Annotated in this window: 20 protein-coding genes; 8 read left to right on the forward strand and 12 right to left on the reverse strand. The window is 70.3% G+C overall.

Annotated elements, in window-relative coordinates:
- Positions 1-2: 2 nt before the first annotated feature.
- Positions 3-491, reverse strand: a complete 489-nt coding sequence (gene greA, locus AB3M90_RS02880; protein WP_412949814.1) for a transcription elongation factor GreA — start codon at positions 489-491, stop codon at positions 3-5.
- Positions 492-587: 96 nt separating this feature from the next.
- Positions 588-974 carry a DUF4307 domain-containing protein gene (locus tag AB3M90_RS02885; RefSeq protein WP_412949816.1) on the reverse strand — a complete coding sequence of 129 codons (387 nt, stop codon included), beginning with the start codon at positions 972-974 and terminating at the stop codon, positions 588-590.
- A gap of 68 nt (positions 975-1,042) precedes the next feature.
- Between AB3M90_RS02885 and AB3M90_RS02890 the strand changes: the two genes are divergently transcribed.
- Positions 1,043-1,327: a hypothetical protein gene (locus tag AB3M90_RS02890; protein WP_412949818.1), complete on the forward strand. Its 285-nt coding sequence runs from the start codon at positions 1,043-1,045 to the stop codon at positions 1,325-1,327.
- A 6-nt stretch (positions 1,328-1,333) separates the two neighbouring features.
- On the opposite strand, the gene trhA is transcribed toward AB3M90_RS02890, so the two are convergent.
- On the reverse strand, positions 1,334-2,062 hold the full coding sequence (gene trhA / locus AB3M90_RS02895; protein ID WP_412949819.1) for a PAQR family membrane homeostasis protein TrhA: 729 nt from the start codon (positions 2,060-2,062) through the stop codon (positions 1,334-1,336).
- A gap of 94 nt (positions 2,063-2,156) precedes the next feature.
- On the opposite strand from trhA, the gene AB3M90_RS02900 reads away from it, so the two are divergent.
- Both AB3M90_RS02900 and phoH2 read left to right on the forward strand, forming a co-directional pair.
- Positions 2,157-2,936 (forward strand): isoprenyl transferase, encoded by a 780-nt coding sequence (locus AB3M90_RS02900; protein WP_412951193.1) that lies wholly within the window; start codon positions 2,157-2,159, stop codon positions 2,934-2,936.
- A gap of 293 nt (positions 2,937-3,229) precedes the next feature.
- Entirely contained in the window at positions 3,230-4,516 is a 1,287-nt protein-coding gene (phoH2, locus tag AB3M90_RS02905; protein ID WP_412951195.1) for an RNA 5'-3' helicase PhoH2, read from the forward strand.
- 14 nt (positions 4,517-4,530) lie between these two features.
- Here the strand turns inward: phoH2 and AB3M90_RS02910 are convergent, their stop codons facing one another.
- From AB3M90_RS02910 to xseA, 6 genes are all read right to left on the reverse strand, one after another.
- On the reverse strand, positions 4,531-5,367 hold the full coding sequence (locus AB3M90_RS02910; RefSeq protein WP_412949820.1) for a DUF559 domain-containing protein: 837 nt from the start codon (positions 5,365-5,367) through the stop codon (positions 4,531-4,533).
- A 236-nt stretch (positions 5,368-5,603) separates the two neighbouring features.
- Positions 5,604-7,025, reverse strand: a complete 1,422-nt coding sequence (locus tag AB3M90_RS02915; protein WP_412949821.1) for a class II fumarate hydratase — start codon at positions 7,023-7,025, stop codon at positions 5,604-5,606.
- On the reverse strand, positions 7,022-7,708 hold the full coding sequence (locus tag AB3M90_RS02920) for a carbonic anhydrase (protein WP_412949822.1): 687 nt from the start codon (positions 7,706-7,708) through the stop codon (positions 7,022-7,024). Before AB3M90_RS02920 ends, AB3M90_RS02915 begins: the two co-directional genes overlap by 4 nt.
- Positions 7,705-8,349: a DUF4245 family protein gene (locus AB3M90_RS02925; protein WP_412949824.1), complete on the reverse strand. Its 645-nt coding sequence runs from the start codon at positions 8,347-8,349 to the stop codon at positions 7,705-7,707. Before AB3M90_RS02925 ends, AB3M90_RS02920 begins: the two co-directional genes overlap by 4 nt.
- Positions 8,346-8,585 (reverse strand): exodeoxyribonuclease VII small subunit, encoded by a 240-nt coding sequence (locus AB3M90_RS02930; protein ID WP_412949825.1) that lies wholly within the window; start codon positions 8,583-8,585, stop codon positions 8,346-8,348. Before AB3M90_RS02930 ends, AB3M90_RS02925 begins: the two co-directional genes overlap by 4 nt.
- 53 nt (positions 8,586-8,638) lie before the next feature.
- Complete coding sequence (gene xseA / locus AB3M90_RS02935; RefSeq protein ID WP_412949826.1) at positions 8,639-9,916, reverse strand: exodeoxyribonuclease VII large subunit; 1,278 nt, start codon at positions 9,914-9,916, stop codon at positions 8,639-8,641.
- A gap of 110 nt (positions 9,917-10,026) precedes the next feature.
- Here xseA and AB3M90_RS02940 point away from each other — a divergent pair, with 110 nt between their 5' ends.
- Positions 10,027-11,076 carry a 4-hydroxy-3-methylbut-2-enyl diphosphate reductase gene (locus AB3M90_RS02940; RefSeq protein ID WP_412951197.1) on the forward strand — a complete coding sequence of 350 codons (1,050 nt, stop codon included), beginning with the start codon at positions 10,027-10,029 and terminating at the stop codon, positions 11,074-11,076.
- On the forward strand, positions 11,076-11,603 hold the full coding sequence (locus tag AB3M90_RS02945; protein ID WP_412949827.1) for a DUF6264 family protein: 528 nt from the start codon (positions 11,076-11,078) through the stop codon (positions 11,601-11,603). Before AB3M90_RS02940 ends, AB3M90_RS02945 begins: the two co-directional genes overlap by 1 nt.
- A gap of 120 nt (positions 11,604-11,723) precedes the next feature.
- On the opposite strand, the gene fbaA is transcribed toward AB3M90_RS02945, so the two are convergent.
- Positions 11,724-12,752, reverse strand: coding sequence for a class II fructose-bisphosphate aldolase (gene fbaA / locus AB3M90_RS02950; protein WP_412949828.1), 1,029 nt, complete (start codon positions 12,750-12,752; stop codon positions 11,724-11,726).
- Between the two features lie 185 nt (positions 12,753-12,937).
- Here fbaA and glpX point away from each other — a divergent pair, with 185 nt between their 5' ends.
- Both glpX and AB3M90_RS02960 read left to right on the forward strand, forming a co-directional pair.
- Positions 12,938-13,924 carry a class II fructose-bisphosphatase gene (gene glpX, locus AB3M90_RS02955; protein WP_412949829.1) on the forward strand — a complete coding sequence of 329 codons (987 nt, stop codon included), beginning with the start codon at positions 12,938-12,940 and terminating at the stop codon, positions 13,922-13,924.
- 165 nt (positions 13,925-14,089) lie between these two features.
- A complete protein-coding gene (locus AB3M90_RS02960) occupies positions 14,090-14,380 on the forward strand; it encodes a hypothetical protein (protein WP_412949830.1) in 291 nt (96 codons plus the stop codon).
- A gap of 5 nt (positions 14,381-14,385) precedes the next feature.
- Here AB3M90_RS02960 and AB3M90_RS02965 read toward each other — a convergent pair whose 3' ends face one another.
- On the reverse strand, positions 14,386-15,666 hold the full coding sequence (locus AB3M90_RS02965) for a DNA recombination protein RmuC (protein ID WP_412949831.1): 1,281 nt from the start codon (positions 15,664-15,666) through the stop codon (positions 14,386-14,388).
- An 84-nt stretch (positions 15,667-15,750) separates the two neighbouring features.
- Entirely contained in the window at positions 15,751-16,344 is a 594-nt protein-coding gene (locus tag AB3M90_RS02970; RefSeq protein WP_412949832.1) for a 3'-5' exonuclease, read from the reverse strand.
- Between the two features lie 59 nt (positions 16,345-16,403).
- On the opposite strand from AB3M90_RS02970, the gene AB3M90_RS02975 reads away from it, so the two are divergent.
- Entirely contained in the window at positions 16,404-17,144 is a 741-nt protein-coding gene (locus AB3M90_RS02975; protein WP_412949834.1) for a class I SAM-dependent methyltransferase, read from the forward strand.

Below are 17,144 nucleotides of genomic sequence, written 5' to 3' on the forward strand. Positions count from 1 at the left end.
GGTCAGCCGGTGTACGTCTCCACGTTCACGATCTCGACGGAGATCGAACGGCCGTTCGGCGCCTCGTACGACGACTTCTCGCCCACCTTGAGGCCGAGGATGGCCTGGCCCAGCGGACTGGCCTCGCTGTAGACGTCGAGGTCGCTGCCGGCGGCGATCTCGCGGCTGCCGAGGAGGAAGACCTCCTCGCCTCCGGCGACCACCGCGGTGACGACGGTGCCGGGCTCGACGATGCCGCGGCTCGCCGGCGCCTCACCGACCTTGGCCGTCTTCAGCAGGCTCTCGAGGGTGCGGATGCGCGCCTCCTGCTTGCCCTGCTCGTCCTTCGCGGCGTGATAGCCGCCGTTCTCCTTGAGGTCGCCCTCTTCCCGTGCCGCTTCGATGCGCTTGGCGATCTCGTCGCGACCGGTGGTGGACAGGTGCTCCAGCTCGGCGACGAGCCGGTCATACGCTTCCTGCGTGAGGAAGGGAACCTGAGCGTCGGTGGACATGGCGAAGCTCCTTCGTTCGGATCCCGCCGGTGTGCTGCGGGGGATATGCCAAGACGCCCCGGCACGGTGCCGGGGCGTCGTCTGTCTGCGTCGAGTCTAGGCGACCCAGCAGGTGTTCACCAAACCTGTCGTCGCCGCCGCCACCGTCGGGACCGACGTCGAGACCGCCCGGGAATGGTCGTCCGTGCCGGCGATCTCGACCACCTTCCAGCCGACGACGCCGAACTCCTCGTCGAGGGCCTCCACCACGCACACGACGTCTTTGCCCTGGACCCCCGACACCTGGAAACGCACCTCGACGGTGTGCTCGTCGACGAGGTCGAAGCCGAGGTCGTCGGCATCCACCGAGTCCATCGACTGCGCGACGATCATCCAGCCGAACCCGGCGACCACGAGCAGCGCGACGACCGAGGCGATGAGCCACGGCATCCGGCGACGGCGAGTTCGGCCGTAGCGCTCGTCGAGCTCTTGTGCGGTCGTCACGGGGGCGCTCTTCCGGTCGTTAGGCTGGTGGTACCAGGTTATGCGACCTGTGCACGAAAGGCCGACACATGCGCGCTCTGTCCGAGACCCCGATGCCGACGCCCACCATGACGGTGGCGCCCGAGGCCGTGACTCCCGGCTTCGTCGGCTTCGCGGCCATCGTGGTCCTGCTGATCGCCGTGATCCTGCTGATCTGGGACATGAACCGCCGCATCCGGCGCGTGCGGTACCGCGAAGAGGTGCGCGACGAGCTCGATGCCGAAGAGGCCGCCCGCGCCGCCGACGCGGCCACCGAGACCGATGCCGACCTGCCGGTCACGCGTGAGGGCGACGACGACCCGCGACGCACCTGAGCCCGATCAGGCCCCGAGCGACGGCGACAGCGGCTCGAGCGTGATCAGGAGGCAGGCCGTCCAGTGGCAGAGGAACGCCAGCACGGTGCACACGTGGAAGATCTCGTGGAAGCCGAAGTGCCCGGGCCACGGGTTGGGCTTCTTGAGCGCGTAGACGACCGCTCCGCCCGTGTAGAGCAGCCCGCCGACGATGACGAGGACCATCATCGCCACGTTCGCCTGCATCAAGTCGACGATGTACATGACGGCCGCCCACCCGAGCAGCAGGTACAGGGCGACGTACAGCCAGCGGGGCGCGTGGATCCAGAACACACGGAACAGGATGCCGAGCAGGGCGCCCGACCACACGAGCGTCAGCAGCAGCGCCCCCTTCTCCGGCGGGAGCGCCAGGGTCGCGAGGGGGGTGTACGTGCCGGCGATGAGCAGCAGGATGTTGGCGTGGTCGATGCGCTTCAGGACGACCTTGACGGTGGGCGACCAGTCGAAGCGGTGATACAGGGCCGAGTTGCCGAAGAGGAGCAGCGAGCTCGCCATGAACACCGCGGCCGCCCACTTCGCCGCTCCCCCCTGCGCGACCACGATCAGGACGATGCCGGCGGCGATGGCCACCGGGAAGATCGCCGCGTGGATCCATCCGCGCCACGTCGGCCTGATCTCGACGGCCGCGTCCACCGCCGCCACCTCGAGGAGGGGGAGCTGGGGGACGTCGGGTGCGGAAGGCTCGGGAGTGCTCACCGGCTCACTCTAAGCCGGGGCGCATGCCGCGAACTGCACATGTCCTGTGCCGAGGTTCCGCGGCCGCCTGACGAGCGGGTAGCGTAAGGAGGTGATCTCCCGCGACAGCCAGCTGCGAGGGCCGCTCTACCGGCTCTACACCAAGCGGCTGCGACGCCACCTCGACGCGGCATCCGTCCCGCATCACGTCGCGATGATGATCGACGGGAATCGTCGATGGGCCCGCCAGCTCGGCTACCCCACAGCCGCCGAGGGGCATCGCGCGGGAGCGGCGAAGATGCAGGAGTTCCTCCGGTGGTGCGACGAGCTGGGCGTGAGCGTGGTCTCCCTCTACCTCCTCTCGAGCGACAATCTGCGCAAGCGCGACTCCGCCGAGCTGGCCGACCTCATCGAGATCATCGCCGAGCTCGCCGACGCCCTCTCGCGGGAGGGCAACTGGCGGGTGCAGCACGTCGGGCGCTCCGACATCCTCCCGCCTGAGCTCGCCCGCGTCCTCGCCGACGCCGAGGAGCGCACGAAGGACCACACGGGACTGCACGTCAACCTGGCCGTCGGCTACGGCGGACGCCATGAGATCGTCGACGCCGTGCGCAGCATCATCACCGAGCATGAGGCATCGGGCGGCACCATGGAAGACCTCGCCGCGCATCTCACCCCCGAGATGATCGGCGAGCACCTGTACACGGGCGGTCAGCCCGACCCCGACCTCGTGATCCGCACGAGCGGCGAACAGCGGCTGAGCGACTTCCTGCTGTGGCAGAGCGCGCACAGCGAGTTCTACTTCGTCGAGGCGCTGGGGCCCGACCTGCGGCAGGTCGATTTCCTGCGTGCGATCCGCGACTACACCGACCGCGACCGCCGCTTCGGTCGCTGACGCCCCGCGTCGTCACCCGACGTTCACCGACACGCCGGATTTCGCTGGCGTGTCGAGCCGCCGTTAAGTCGGTGTGTGGTCGTACGTTCGAGGCATCGGGCAAGGAGCCCGGTCGAGTCGGCCTTCCGGTTAGCGACTCGTGGCCCCAGGTCGACTCGTTCTCATGGCGGGGATCATCCCCGGGTCGGGAGTGGGTCGTGACCACACGTACAGCGCAGCAGTCCACCAGCACCGCGCAGCAGTCCACCCGTAAGACGACGAGACGGGCATCGGTCGTCGAGCCGGATCAGGCGCTGCGCACCTATGTGCTCGACACGTCGGTGCTGCTGAGCGATCCGCAGGCGTTCTTCCGTTTCGCCGAGCACTCGGTCGTGGTCCCCGTCGTGGTGATCACCGAGCTCGAGGGCAAGCGGCACGACCCGGAGATCGGCTACTTCGCGCGGCAGGCGCTCCGCCATCTCGACGACCTGCGCATCGAGCACGGTCGCCTCGACTTCCCGGTCGAGGTCGGCGAGGGCGGCACGCTGCGGGTGGAGCTCGCCAACACCGACGCGTCGGTGCTGCCGGCCGGCATCCGTCTGAGCGACAACGACACCCGCATCCTCTCGGTCGCCATGCACCTCGCCCAGGATGGGCAGGACGTGACGATCGTCTCGAAAGACCTGCCGATGCGCGTGAAGGCCGCATCGCTCGGCCTGCGCGCCGAGGAGTACCTCGCCGAGCAGGCGGTCGATTCCGGCTGGACGGGCATCGCCACGCTCGACCTGTCGGGCGACGACATCAGCGACCTGTACGAGAGCGAGGTCGGAATCAGCGAAGACGCGCGCGGACTGCCGGTGAACACCGGTCTGATCATCCACTCCGAGCGCGGCTCGGCGCTCGGACGGGTGACCGGCGACGGCGAATACCGTCTCGTGCGCGGCGACCGCGACATCTTCGGCATGCACGGCCGCTCGGCGGAGCAGCGCATCGCGATCGACCTGCTGCTCGACCCCGAGGTCGGCATCGTGTCGCTCGGCGGGCGCGCCGGCACGGGCAAGTCGGCGCTCGCGCTGTGCGCGGGGCTCGAGGCGGTGCTCGAACGGCAGCAGCAGAAGAAGATCATCGTGTTCCGGCCGCTGTTCGCCGTCGGCGGGCAGGAGCTCGGATACCTGCCGGGCGACCAGGGCGAGAAGATGGGGCCGTGGGGCCAGGCGGTGTTCGACACCCTCGGCTCGGTGGTGTCGGGCAACGTGATCGAAGAGGTCGTCGAGAGGGGACTGCTCGAGGTGCTGCCCCTCACGCACATCCGCGGTCGCTCCCTGCACGACGCGTTCGTGATCGTCGACGAGGCCCAGTCGCTCGAGCGCAACGTGCTCCTGACCGTGCTGAGCCGCATGGGGCAGAACTCGCGGGTGATCCTGACGCACGACGTCGGTCAGCGCGACAACCTGCGCGTCGGCCGGCACGACGGCATCGCCAGTGTCATCGAGACGCTCAAGGGACACGATCTGTTCGGGCATGTGACACTCACGCGCTCCGAGCGCTCGGCGATCGCGGCTCTCGTCACCGAACTCCTGGAGGGGGGAGAGCTCAGCTGATCGGGGCCAGGGATTCACGAGTGGTCGCGTAGGCGCGCGAGAGCGCCGAGCACGGCCGCCTGAACGGTCGGCCAGTCGTGCACGACCTGGGCGTAGTCGAAGCGCAGACTCTCGTAGCCGAGGGCGGATGCCGCCGCGTCGCGCACGAGGTCCTTATGGCGCATGATCATCCCTTCGTGGTTCTCGCGACCGTCGACCTCGAGGATGAGCCGACCTCCGACGAAGAAGTCGACCAGGCCGACGCCGCGGATGCTCACCTGGCAGTCGAGACGGATGCCGAGGAGATGCAGACGCAGCCGGAGCAGAGACTCCAGGCCGCTGTCGGCATCCGTGCGGGCGAGCTCGAGCAGCCAGCGAGCGGATGCCGGGACCGACTCCCTGATGCGCGTGCGGGCGGCCTTCGTCAGCAGCCGCAACCGCAGCGCGGATTCGTAGGCGGCGAAGAAGGCCTCGTCGCCGGCGCACCGGAGATAGTGCACGAGCGCCACGTCGACCGCGACGCGCCCGAGCGGCGGCCGACCGCGGAAGAAGTGGGCGACGCACGCACAGCCTTCGTGCGGGTGGGCATGACGGTGTGCGCCGACCCAGACGTGCGGGACGAGTGTCGGGGAGAGCACCCAGACGCGCAGCATCCGCAGCACGCTCGCACAGGTCAGCGCGCCGCCGTGCGCGATCGCGGATCGCAATTCGGGGTCGATGGCTCCTACGGCGAAGACGCCGTCTCTGATGCGTTCGACGGCTCCGCTGGCCACGGCCCGGGAGAGCGATCGACGGCTGAAACCGAGTCGCTGGAGGTGTGTGCCTCGGGCGATGCCGCCGAGCCGTCTGATCGTGTCCGTCGCTGAGAGCATGGCGACAGGATGCCCCTCGCCGGGGGCGTGAAGACGTCGGATCCGGCGCCTGTGAATGCATCCGCAGGAGACCGGGTGTTGTGCAGAGTCCCGATCCGCGTACCGCGTCCCGATCTGCTCACCGAATCAGGAATCCAGTGAGCAGATCGGGACGGCGTGAGCAGATCGGGACCAGACGACGGATGCCGGATGCCGCGCAGATAAGGGCCTCACGACGGATGCCGCGACGGCGGGGCTCAGCCCGGGTGCGTCATGGACAGCAGGTCGAGCTTTTCGTCGAGCTGCTCGAGGGTCAGCTCGCCGCGCTCGACGTAGCCCAGGTCGATGACCGCGTCGCGCACCGTGATGCCCTTGGCGACCGAGTGCTTGGCGATCTTCGCCGCGGCCTCGTAGCCGATGAGCTTGTTGAGCGGGGTGACGATCGAGGGGCTCATGCCCGCGAAGGCCGCGGCGCGCTCGAGGTTCGCTTGCAGGCCGTCGATGGTCTTGTCGGCGAGCACGCGCGAGGCGTTCGAGAGGAGCCGGATCGACTCGAGCAGGGCCGTCCCCATGACCGGGATCGCGACGTTGAGCTCGAAGGAGCCGGATGCGCCGGCCCAGGCCACCGTCGCGTCGTTGCCGATCACGCGCGCGCAGACCATGAGCACGGCCTCGGGCACGACGGGGTTGACCTTGCCGGGCATGATCGACGAGCCGGGCTGCAGGTCGGGGATGTGCAGCTCGCCCAGGCCCGTGTTGGGACCCGAGCCCATCCAGCGCAGGTCGTTGTTGATCTTGGTGAGCGACACCGCGATCGTGCGCAGCGCACCCGAGGCCTCGACGAGGCCGTCGCGGTTGGCCTGCGCCTCGAAGTGGTCCTTCGCCTCGGTGATCGGCAGCTCGGTCTCGGTCGCGAGCAGCTCGATGACCTTCTGCGGGAAGCCGAGCGGGGTGTTGATGCCGGTGCCGGTCGCAGTGCCGCCCAGGGGGACCTCCGCGACGCGGGGAAGCGCCGACTGCACGCGCTCGATGCCGAGACGCACCTGGCGGGCGTAGCCGCCGAACTCCTGGCCGAGAGTGACCGGCGTCGCATCCATGAGGTGCGTGCGACCCGACTTGACGGCATCCTTCCAGAGCTCCGCCTTCGCCTCCAGGGCGACCGCGAGGTGGTCGAGAGAGGGGATGAGGGTGTCGATGAGCGCCTGGGTGACGGCGATGTGCACCGAGGTGGGGAAGACGTCGTTCGACGACTGCGACGCGTTGACGTGGTCGTTCGGGTGCACCCGGTCGCCGAGGATGCGGGTCGCGAGGGTCGCGAGCACCTCGTTCATGTTCATGTTCGACGAGGTGCCCGAACCGGTCTGGTAGGTGTCGACGGGGAACTCGCCGTCGTGCGCGCCCGTGGCGACCTGATCGGCGGCCTGCGCGATGGCGTCGGCGATGGCGCCGTCGAGGGTGCCGAGCTCCTTGTTGGCCAGCGCCGCCGCCTTCTTGATGCGGGCGAGGGCCGCGATCTGGCCCGATTCCAGACCCTTGCCGGAGATGGGGAAGTTCTCGACGGCACGCTGGGTCTGCGCCCCGTAGAGCGCGTTCGCGGGCACGCGCACCTCACCCATCGTGTCGTGCTCGATGCGGTAGTCCTGCGCGGTGTCGCCGCTGCGCTGCTGCGTCTCGGTCATTCCGAACCCTCCTCGGTTGCGGGGCCCTGCCCCTGGCTGTCTTCGTCGGTGTCGATGCCGACCGCGATCACCGGAACGGCGGTGCCCTCGGCCAGACGGTAGTTGGCGCCCACGATGCCCAGTCGGCCCGCGGCGACCGCCTCGCTGATGATCTCCGACGACTGCAGCAGGTCGCGCACCGTGCCGCGCAGGTGCTCCTCGCCGACGAGGTGGGCGTCGATGTCGGCGACCGTCGTGCCGCCGCTCTCGGCCAGCACCTTGCGCGCCGCCGGGACGATCGGGGCGATCAGCCGCCAGATGTGCGGGGGCAGGGGAGCGGCGTCGATCGCCGTGCCGTCGATGGCGGCCCGCACCGCGCCGCACGAGTCGTGCGCGAGGACGACGATGAGTGGCACCTCGAGGACGGCCACCGCGTACTCGAGACTCGCGACGATCGACTCGCCGAGCACCTGGCCGGCATTGCGCACCACGAACAGGTCGCCGAGGCCGAGGTCGAAGATGATCTCCGCCGCGAGTCGCGAATCGGAGCAGCCGAAGAGGGTGGCCACCGGATGCTGCGCCGCAGCGAGGTCCTGCCGCCGCGCGCCGTCCTGATTGGGGTGCCGCGGTTCGTCGCGCACGAAGCGGCGGTTCCCCTCCTTCATCTGCTGCCAGGCGGCGGACGGGGTCAGGGTGTTCGTCATGAATCCTCCGAGAGGGCGCGGATCTGGGGGATGAGCGTCTCGCCGAGCTCGGCGGTCGAGTCTGCCGAGCGGGAACCGTAGAGCAGGACGTAGTCGTCGCCGGCCTGCGTGCCGATCGCGTAGGTGAGGTTCGCGTCGGAGCCCGCGGCGCCGAGGTCGTACACGTCCCACACGAGTCCGCCGATGCGCACCTCGTCGGTGGGGGCGACGCCGCTGAGACGCTGCGGCGCCCAGGAGGAGTCGGCGTCGAAGGCCTGTGCCAGCTTGATGAATCCGCGCTCGTCTTCGGCTGCCGGTGCGAGCGTGACCTCCCAGATCGGGGTGGCTCCGTTCTCGAGTCCGGCCGCGTTCACGCGCCAGAAGCCGTCGAGCTCGGGGACGATCGCGGGGCTCTCCACGGTCGACTCGACGCCCGCGGCGATCGCCGCGACGTCGATCTTCTCGGCCGCGACGGGCTCGCCCCGCGGAACCGCGAAGATGATCACGGCGACGACGGCGACCGTGACCAGGAGCGCCGCGACCAGGTTGCGGATCGTCTGGCTGCCGCGATACGCCTTGCTCGACGCGGCTTTGCGGGCCGCGGTCTCCTCCGGCGTCTCGGGCCGGCCGAGCTCGGCGACGATCGGCGCCGGCTTGCTCACGATGCGCCGCCGGTGTCGGAGCCGGATGCTGCGGATCGAGCGGCGTCGAGGCGGCGCTTCGCGCCGAGCAGCCACTCCTCGCAGCGGGCGGCGAGGGCCTCGCCCCGCTCCCACAGCGCGAGCGAGTGCTCGAGGGTCGGCGAGCCCTGCTCGAGCTCGGCGACGACCGTCACGAGCTCATCGCGGGCGGCTTCGAACGACAGGCTCTCCACCGGGGTGTCGTTCAGGGCGCTCACTCCTCCATCTTACGGCGTGCGGCCGACATCCCCGGCGTGCAGCGTGCGCGGGGTCACGACCCCTCCTCGATCTCGCCCTCGGAGCGCGCGGCCACCGATCCGCGGTCGACCGTGATGGTCAGTGCCGCCCCGCGCGGAGCATCCGCCGCATCGCGCAGGATCACACCTCCGTCGAGATGGGCGATCGCGTAGCCGCGGGCGAGCGTCGCCGCCGGCGACAGCGCCCGCAGCGCGGCTCGCAGCTCGCCGGTGCGACGGCCCGCGTCGTCGAGGCGGCGGGTGAGCGCGTCGCGGCCGCGGGCCTGGGTCAGCCACAGCTCCTGGGCGCGGGAGTCGATGATCGGGTCGGGGGAGCGCAGCACGGGGCGCGAGCGCAGCTGCTCGAGCTGCGCGATGTCGTGCGTCAGCCGCTGCGTCAGCCGCGACGTCGAGCGTGAGCGGAGCTGGGCGATGAGCGCCCGCTGTTCACCGACGTCGGGCACGACCCGCTTGGCGGCGTCGGTGGGCGTGGAGGCGCGGAGGTCGGCGACGTCGTCGAGGAGCGGGTGGTCGTTCTCGTGACCGATCGCGCTGACGACGGGTGTCGTCGCGGCCGACACGGCTCGCACCAGCCGCTCGTCGCTGAAGCCGAGCAGCGTCTGCGGATCGCCGCCGCCCCGGGCGATGATGATGACGTCGACCTCGGGATCGGCGTCGAGGCGGCGTAGAGCGGCCAGCGTGTCGGGCACGCAGCGATCTCCCTGCACGGCGGCGTACTCGGTACGGAACCGCACCTGCGGCCAGCGCAGCTCGGCGTTGCGGTGCACGTCTTTCTCGGCATCGGAGCGCTCACCGGTGATCAGGCCGATCACGTGCGGCAGGAAGGGCAGGCGCTTCTTGCGCGCGGAGTCGAACAGGCCCTCGCGGCGCAACTGCTGGCGCAGCTTCTCGAGGCGCTCCAGCTGGTCGCCGAGTCCGACGTGCTTCATCGCCGACACGGCGAAGCTGAAGTCGCCGGACTTGACGAAGTAATCGGCCTTGACCGCCGCCACGACGTGATCGCCGACGCCGAGGTCGGCGGGGATGCGCGCCCGCACGCTCGACCAGATGCGGATCGAGATCTGCGCGTCGGACTGCGTGTCCTTCAGGCGCGCGAAGACGTTGCCCGCGCGCACGTTCCACGCGGTGATCTCGCCCTCGACCCATACCGTGTTCCACCGGGCGATGAAGTCGCGGATCGTGGCGTTGAGCCGTGCGACCGAGGTCGGCGCCGCGGGCGTCGAATCGCGCGGCGCCACCGCATCGGCCGGCGGCGTCTCGCCGGGACCCGTCGCCGCCTCGAAGACTGTCATCCGCCTCTGCTCCCTGCCGTCGTGCCGTGCGCGCACCCCGGCCTTCCCCAGGCGCACGCCGGTAGAATCGAGGGGTGACTTCGACTGCCGTTCATCTCCCCGTTCCTCGCATCCCGCGCGTCCGCGCTGCGGCCGGGCGGCTTCAGGATAACCCGGTCGTCGGACGCAAGCGCATCCTGCTCGCCGCCCCGCGCGGTTACTGCGCCGGTGTCGACCGGGCGGTCATCGCCGTCGAGAAGGCTCTCGAGCGCTACGGGGCGCCGGTGTACGTGCGCAAGCAGATCGTGCACAACATCCATGTCGTCACCGAGCTCGAGGCCAAGGGGGCGATCTTCGTCGAGGAGGTCGACGAGGTCCCCGAGGGAGCGCACGTCGTCTTCAGCGCGCACGGTGTCTCTCCGGCGGTCGTGAACGCGGCATCAGATCGAGGGCTGCACGCGATCGACGCCACCTGCCCGCTCGTGACGAAGGTCCATCGCGAGGCCGTCCGGTTCGCACGCGACGACTTCGAGATCCTGCTCATCGGCCACGAGGGTCACGAAGAGGTCGAAGGCACGGCGGGCGAGGCGCCCCAGCACGTGACCGTGGTGAACTCGCCCGACGAGGCCGACACCGTGCAGGTGAAAGACCCGTCGAAGGTCGTCTGGCTGTCGCAGACCACGCTCTCGGTCGACGAGACCATGGAGACCGTCAACCGTCTGCGCACACGGTTCCCCGAGCTGCACAACCCGCCGTCCGACGACATCTGCTACGCCACCCAGAACCGTCAGGTGGCGATCAAGAAGGTGGCGCGCGACGCCGACCTCGTGATCGTGGTGGGCTCGGCGAACTCCTCGAACAGCGTGCGGCTCGTGGAAGTGGCCCTGGAGTACGGCGCCAAGGCGGCGTACCGGGTGGACTACGCCGAAGAGGTCCGGCAGGAGTGGCTCGACGGCGTCGAGACGGTCGGCGTGACGAGCGGGGCGTCGGTCCCCGAGGTCCTCGTGCGCGAGGTGCTGGAGGCTCTCGGCGACGCCGGCTACCGCGACGTCGAAGAGGTCAAGACGGCCGAAGAGGACCTCATGTTCTCGCTGCCCAAGGAGCTGCGCCAGGACTCGTCGGGGCAGCGCGACGCGCGCGCTCTCGGCGGTCGGGCGTCGGCGGCCGGCGCGGCGAGCTGATGACCGAGCAGCGCCCGCGGTACGGCGAGCTCGCGACGCCCGAGGAGCAGCGGAGGGCGGCCGGGCTCGAACCGACGGGCGAGCAGGCACCCGCGCCGATCGCCGTCGAACCCGTCGGCGTGCCGCGCGAGGCGACCGATCCGACGGTGCGGCGAACGCACCCGGTCGACCGCGTGGTGACGATCGCGCTGCTGGCCTACGGGCTCATCAACGTCATCGTCACGGCCCTGTCGTACCTCGATCTGACCAGGGTCATGAACGAGAGCATGGCCATCCTCGGCATCGACGGGGAGTTCACGAACTACGCCCAGGGCAAGCTCTGGGGGACCGTCGCCGCCATCGTGCTCATCGTCGGATGGTCGGTCACCGCCTGGGCGTCGATCCGGCGACTGCGGTCGGGCAGGATCACCTGGTGGGTGCCGCTCGTCGGTGCCGTCGCCACGATGCTCGTGGCATCCGTGTGCCTGGCCGTGCCGATGATGGGCGACCCGGCCTTCGTCTCGTATCTCGAGAACATGCGCGGCTGAGGTCGTCGGTCGTCGCCGACGCGAGAGGGGGTGCCCGGCGGACCGGACACCCCCTCGCGCTTCGACAGGCTCAGCGACCCATTGCGCTCAGCCCGCTTCGACAGGCTCAACGACCCAAGGTCAGCTCTTCGACTGGCCGTAGGAGCCGAGCTGGCGCGTCGACTCGACCACGCGGGCGGCCATCGCGGTCTCGGCGATCTTGCCCCAGGCGCGCGGGTCGTACTGCTTCTTGTTGCCGACCTCGCCGTCGACCTTGAGGACGCCGTCGTAGTTCTTGAACATGTAGTCGGCGATCGCGCGGGTGTAGGCGTACTGCGTGTCGGTGTCGATGTTCATCTTGATCACGCCGTTGGCGACCGCCAGCGCGATCTCGTCGTCGGTCGAGCCCGAACCGCCGTGGAAGACGAGGTCGAGCGGCTTCGGACCGGTGCTGTACTTCGCCGCGACCTGCTCCTGGATCTCGCCGAGGAGCTCGGGGCGCAGCTTCACGCCGCCCGGCTTGTACACCCCGTGCACGTTGCCGAAGGTGAGGGCGGCGATGTAGCGGCCCTGCTCGCCGAGTCCCAGCGCCTGCACGGCCTGGTCGACGTCGGCGAAGGTGGTGTACAGCGCCTCGTTCGAGCCCTCGTGCGCGACGCCGTCCTCTTCGCCGCCGACGACGCCGATCTCGACCTCGAGGATCGCGTTGATCGCCTTCATGCGGGGGAGGAGCTCCTTCGCGATCTCGATGTTCTCCGCCAGCGGCACGGCCGAGCCGTCCCACATGTGCGACTGGAAGATCGGGTTGCGGCCGGCCTTGACCTCCTCTTCGGAGGCGGCGATGAGCGGCTCGACGAATCCGGCCAGTGCGTCCTTGGGGCAGTGGTCGGTGTGCAGTGCGACAGTGACCGGGTAGTTCTTGGCGACCTCGGTCGCGTAGCGCGCGAAGGCGAGGGCGCCGGTGGCGCGTGCCTTGACGGTGTGGCCGGCGAAGTAGTCGGCACCGCCGGTCGTGACCTGGATGATGCCGTCGGAGCCGGCCTCGGTCAGACCCTGCAGAACGGAGTTGATGGTCTGCGAGCTGGAGACGTTGAAGGCGGGGTACGCGAAGCCGCCGGCCTTCGCGCGGTCGAGCATTTCGGCGTACTGATCCGGGGTGGCGACGGGCATGAGAACTCCTGCGATAGGGAAGCCGGGACAGCAGTCACTCTAGCGGTGTCGATGAGCGGATGCCGTGGCCCGCAGTTCCGCCGAACGGGAACCCGCCTATCTCCTCGTTAAGAATCGTGATTCCTTCGCGTTCCGAGTCGCGAAAGCCGCCGCATCCGGGGAGCCCGGCTGGATAGGCTGACCGCATGGTGAGTCTGACAGCCGATCTGAGCCCCCTCCATCCCGACCGCAACCTCGCGATGGAGCTCGTGCGCGCCACGGAGGCGGCCGCGATCCGCGCCGTCCCGTTCATCGGACGTGGCGCCAAGGAGGCGGCCGACGGCGCAGCGGTCGACGCCATGCGGGCGTTCCTCGGTACGGTCGACTTCCAGGGGCGCGTCGTGATCGGCGAGGGCGAGAAGGACAACGCTCCGATGCTCTTCAACGGCGAGGTCGTCGGCACCGGTCGCGGACCGCTGTGCGACATCGCCGTCGACCCCATCGACGGAACGTCGCTGACCGCGGCCGGCCGGCAGAACGCGCTCTCGGTCATCGCGGTGTCCGATCGCGACACGATGCTCGACGCCTCGAGCGTCTTCTACATGGACAAGCTCGTCACGGGTCCCGCGGGCGTCGGCGTCGTCGACATCCGGCTTCCCGTCGGGGAGAACATCCGCAAGCTCGCGGGAGCGCTCGACAAGCCCGTCGACGAGATCGTCGTCTCGGTGCTGAACCGCCCCCGTCACGAGAAGCTGATCCAGGAGATCCGGGATGCCGGTGCCGGTACGCGACTGATGAGCGACGGTGACGTCGCGGGCGGCATCAACGCCGCCCGCCACGACGCGCGCACCGACATGTGCGTGGGCATCGGCGGCAGCCCGGAGGGCATCGTCACCGCGTGCGCGATCAAGGCGCTGGGCGGTCACATCCAGGGCCGCCTGTGGCCGCGCGATGACGATGAGCGCCAGCGCGGCATCGACGCGGGCCTCGACATGGACAAGGTCTACGAGGCCGACGACCTCGTTCGCGGCAAGAACACGATCTTCGTCGCGACCGGCGTCACCGACGGCCAGCTCGTCGCCGGCGTGCGGCGGGAGCGCGGCTTCGTCTACACGGAGAGCGTCGTCCTGCGCGGCGCGTCGGGGACTCTGCGGCGCATCGCGTCGGAGCATCTCGTCTCGAAGTGGCTGTGACGCGGGGCGTCTGACCGGGCGGTTCGACCGCTCCATCGTTACCGACCCGGTATCGCGCCGCGACGCCGCGATCCGTCCTTCTGCGCATCGCCGTGTCACAATTGACACTGGGTTTGTCGCCGTCGACGGAGCCGCCAGGCACCGCAGGCAGAGGAGGGCGAACAGATGACGACGCAGCACACGAGCGGCTCCACGGCCGCTCCGACGAAGATCATCACGACGAACACCGGGCGCATCCTGAGGGTGAGCGCCGACGCGGAAGGCGCGGCTGCCGCAGCGGCCCCCGCCGTCGCCACCACGACAGCGGTGAGCGACCCGGCACGTCGCACCGACGTGCTCTTCCGGGTGCGACGTGACGAGGGTCACGAGATCAGCGCGTGGTGGATGATCGGCGCGTTCCTCGCCACGAGCGGCCTCGTCATCCTTCTTCTGAGCGGCGTCCCCGGCGCCGCCTGAGGCGATCACTCCTCTTCGAGTCGTGCCCGCAGTGCACCCACGTCCGCGTGGGCGGTCGCGGTGTCGTCGGCCTGCGAGCGCGAGCCGCGCGCACGCATCGCCTCGTCCTGCTCGCCGTCGAGGAGCTCGGGGGCCGTGAACCGACGAGTGGTCCGCTCCGAGACCGCGGGTGCGGGGGGCAGCGCGGAGGGGTCGATGCCGGGGAACTGCCGGGCGGTCACGAGCACCCGCGACTCGAGAGAGCCGGCGAATCTGTTGTAGCTGTCGACCGTGCGCTCGAGCGCGCGGCGCAGGTCGTCGGCGTGACCGGCGAGCGTGCCCAGCCGGTCGTAGAGCTGGGTCCCGAGGTCGAGGAGCACGCGCGCCTCGGTCGACACCTCCTGCTGGGTCCACGTGTACGCCACCGTCTTCAACACCGCCCACAGGTTCACGGGTGAGGCGAGGGCCACACGCCGGCCGAAGGCGTGGTCGAGCAGGGTCGGGTCTTCGTCGATCGCCGCCGCCAGGAGCGATTCGCTCGGCAGGAAGCAGATCACGAACTCCGGGCCCGCGTCGAGCCCCGTCCAGTAGGCCTTCTTCGCGAGGGCGTCGACGTGCGCGCGGACCGCCTTGACATGCCGTTGCAGGAGCACCCGCCGCTGCGGTTCGTGCGCGTCGCCGGCGGGGAGGGCGGACGCTTCGAGGTAGGCGTCGAGCGGAACCTTCGCGTCGACGGCGATGGAGGTGCCCCCGGCCAGTCGGATGACCATGTCGGGGCGGCCGCTGCCGCGATCCGACGAGATCGTCGACTGGAGGTCGAAGTCGACATGGCGGGTGAGACCCGCGGCCTCGACGACCCGGCGCAGCTGCGTCTCTCCCCAGACGCCGCGGGTGGCGGTCGAGCGCAGGGCGCCGGCGAGCGACTCGGTCGTCGCCCGGAGCGCCTCGTCGGACTCCTGGGCGCGGCGCAGCTGCTCGGCCAGCGTGCCGAACTGTGCATGGCGCTCCTGCTCGATCGCGCTCACCTTCGCCTGCATCTGCTGCAGGCTCTCGCGCACCGGGGCGAGGGCCGTGAGCACGGCGTTCTGCTGCTGCACGCGCTGCGCCTCGGCCAGTCGTTCGCTGCGGGCGTGCTCGACCGCGTCGCGGTAGAGGTCGTACTGCCGGTCGCGGTCGTCGCGGGCTGCCGCGAGCTCGGCCTCGGTGCGCGCGAGGACGGCGGCGCCCCGGGAGGCGCGCAGGAACCAGCCCGCGGCGACCCCCGCTGCGAGAGCCACGAGCACGAGGGCGAGTGTCAGAGCGTCCATGTGTCCCATGATGCGCCCGGCATCCGACATTCCCGTGGCAGGCGCGCACCCCGTCGGGGCGCGTCCGGCATCGCGTGCCGACGATCAGGCGACGGCGCGCTCCAGCAGGGGGACGGCGGGCTCGGTCACGCGCAGGCTCAGACTCTCGGCGAGCGCGAAGACGTCGAGGGCGCCGGCGCGGCGGGCGGCGTCGATGACGATGTGCGCGCAGGCGCGGGCGTCGGCGAGGGCGTCGTGATGGGCGAATTCGGCGAAGCCGGCGGCGGCCGCCGCCAGCGGAAGCCGGTACGACTCCAGCTGATAGGTCTTGCGGGCGACCTGCAGGCTGCACAGCGAGCGGTAGGGCGGGCACAGCATGCCCGTCGCCTCGGCGGCACGGCGCAGCACGTTGAGATCGAATCCGGCGTTGTGCGCCACGAGCACGTCGGCGCCGGCGAAGTCGCACAGGCGGTCGAACTGCTCCACCCAGGTCGCCGCCGCCACGACATCGGACGGCCGGATGCCGTGGATGCGCACGTTCCACTCCTGGAACTCGTCATGACCGGGCGGAGGTTGGATCAGCCATCCCGCCGTGGCCACGACCTCGCCGCCGCGCACCCGGACGAGTCCGACCGCACAGGCGGAGGCGGGGCTGGAGTTCGCGGTTTCGAAGTCGATCGCAGTGAAGTCCAGGGGCACGGGTCCACTCTCGCCGCCGATCCCCGCGGGCCGTCGCAGGCTCGCCGTAGGCTGACGACATGACCGATGAGCGCGCGACCTCCTTCGGCGCCGAGGCGCACAATTACGAAGCCGGGCGGCCGGAGTACCCGTTCGAGGCCGTGGCGTGGATGCTCGAGACGGTGCCGCCGAGGGCGCGGCGGATCGCCGACGTCGGGGCGGGAACGGGCAAGCTGACGCGCACGCTGGCGAGCGCGCCCGACGCCGAGGTGGTCGCGATCGACCCCGACCCGAAGATGCTCCACGCCCTGCGTTCGGCCGTCCCGGGCGTACCGGCGTTCGTGGGCACCGCCGAGCGTCTTCCGCTTCCGGATGACAGCGTCGACGCCGTCGTGCTCGGACAGGCGTGGCACTGGGTGGACCCGACCGCGGCGTCGGCGGAGATCGGCAGAGTCCTCCGGCGCGGCGGAGTTCTCGGCCTGATCTGGAACCTCCGCGACGACCGCGTCGATTGGGTGCGCCGGTTGACCGAGATCATGAGTCAGAGCAGCGCCGAGCGGATGCTGGCGGCCGGTGATCCGGTCGTCGCCGCGCCCCTGGGACCCCTGGTGCAGGAGCGATGGGAGTGGGTCCGGCCGATCACCCGTAAGACGCTGCACGCGATGGCGGCGTCGCGGAGCGCCGTGATCACGGCATCCGACGATGAGAAGAGGCGCATCCGCCGCGACATCGACGCGCTCCTCGACGAGCGGGGCGTGCAGGGCGACGAGACCATCGACCTGCCCTACGTCACGCGCGCCTTCCGGGCGGTGCGCACGTGA

The organism is Microbacterium martis (assembly GCF_047246685.1).
Classification (GTDB): Bacteria; Actinomycetota; Actinomycetes; order Actinomycetales; family Microbacteriaceae; genus Microbacterium.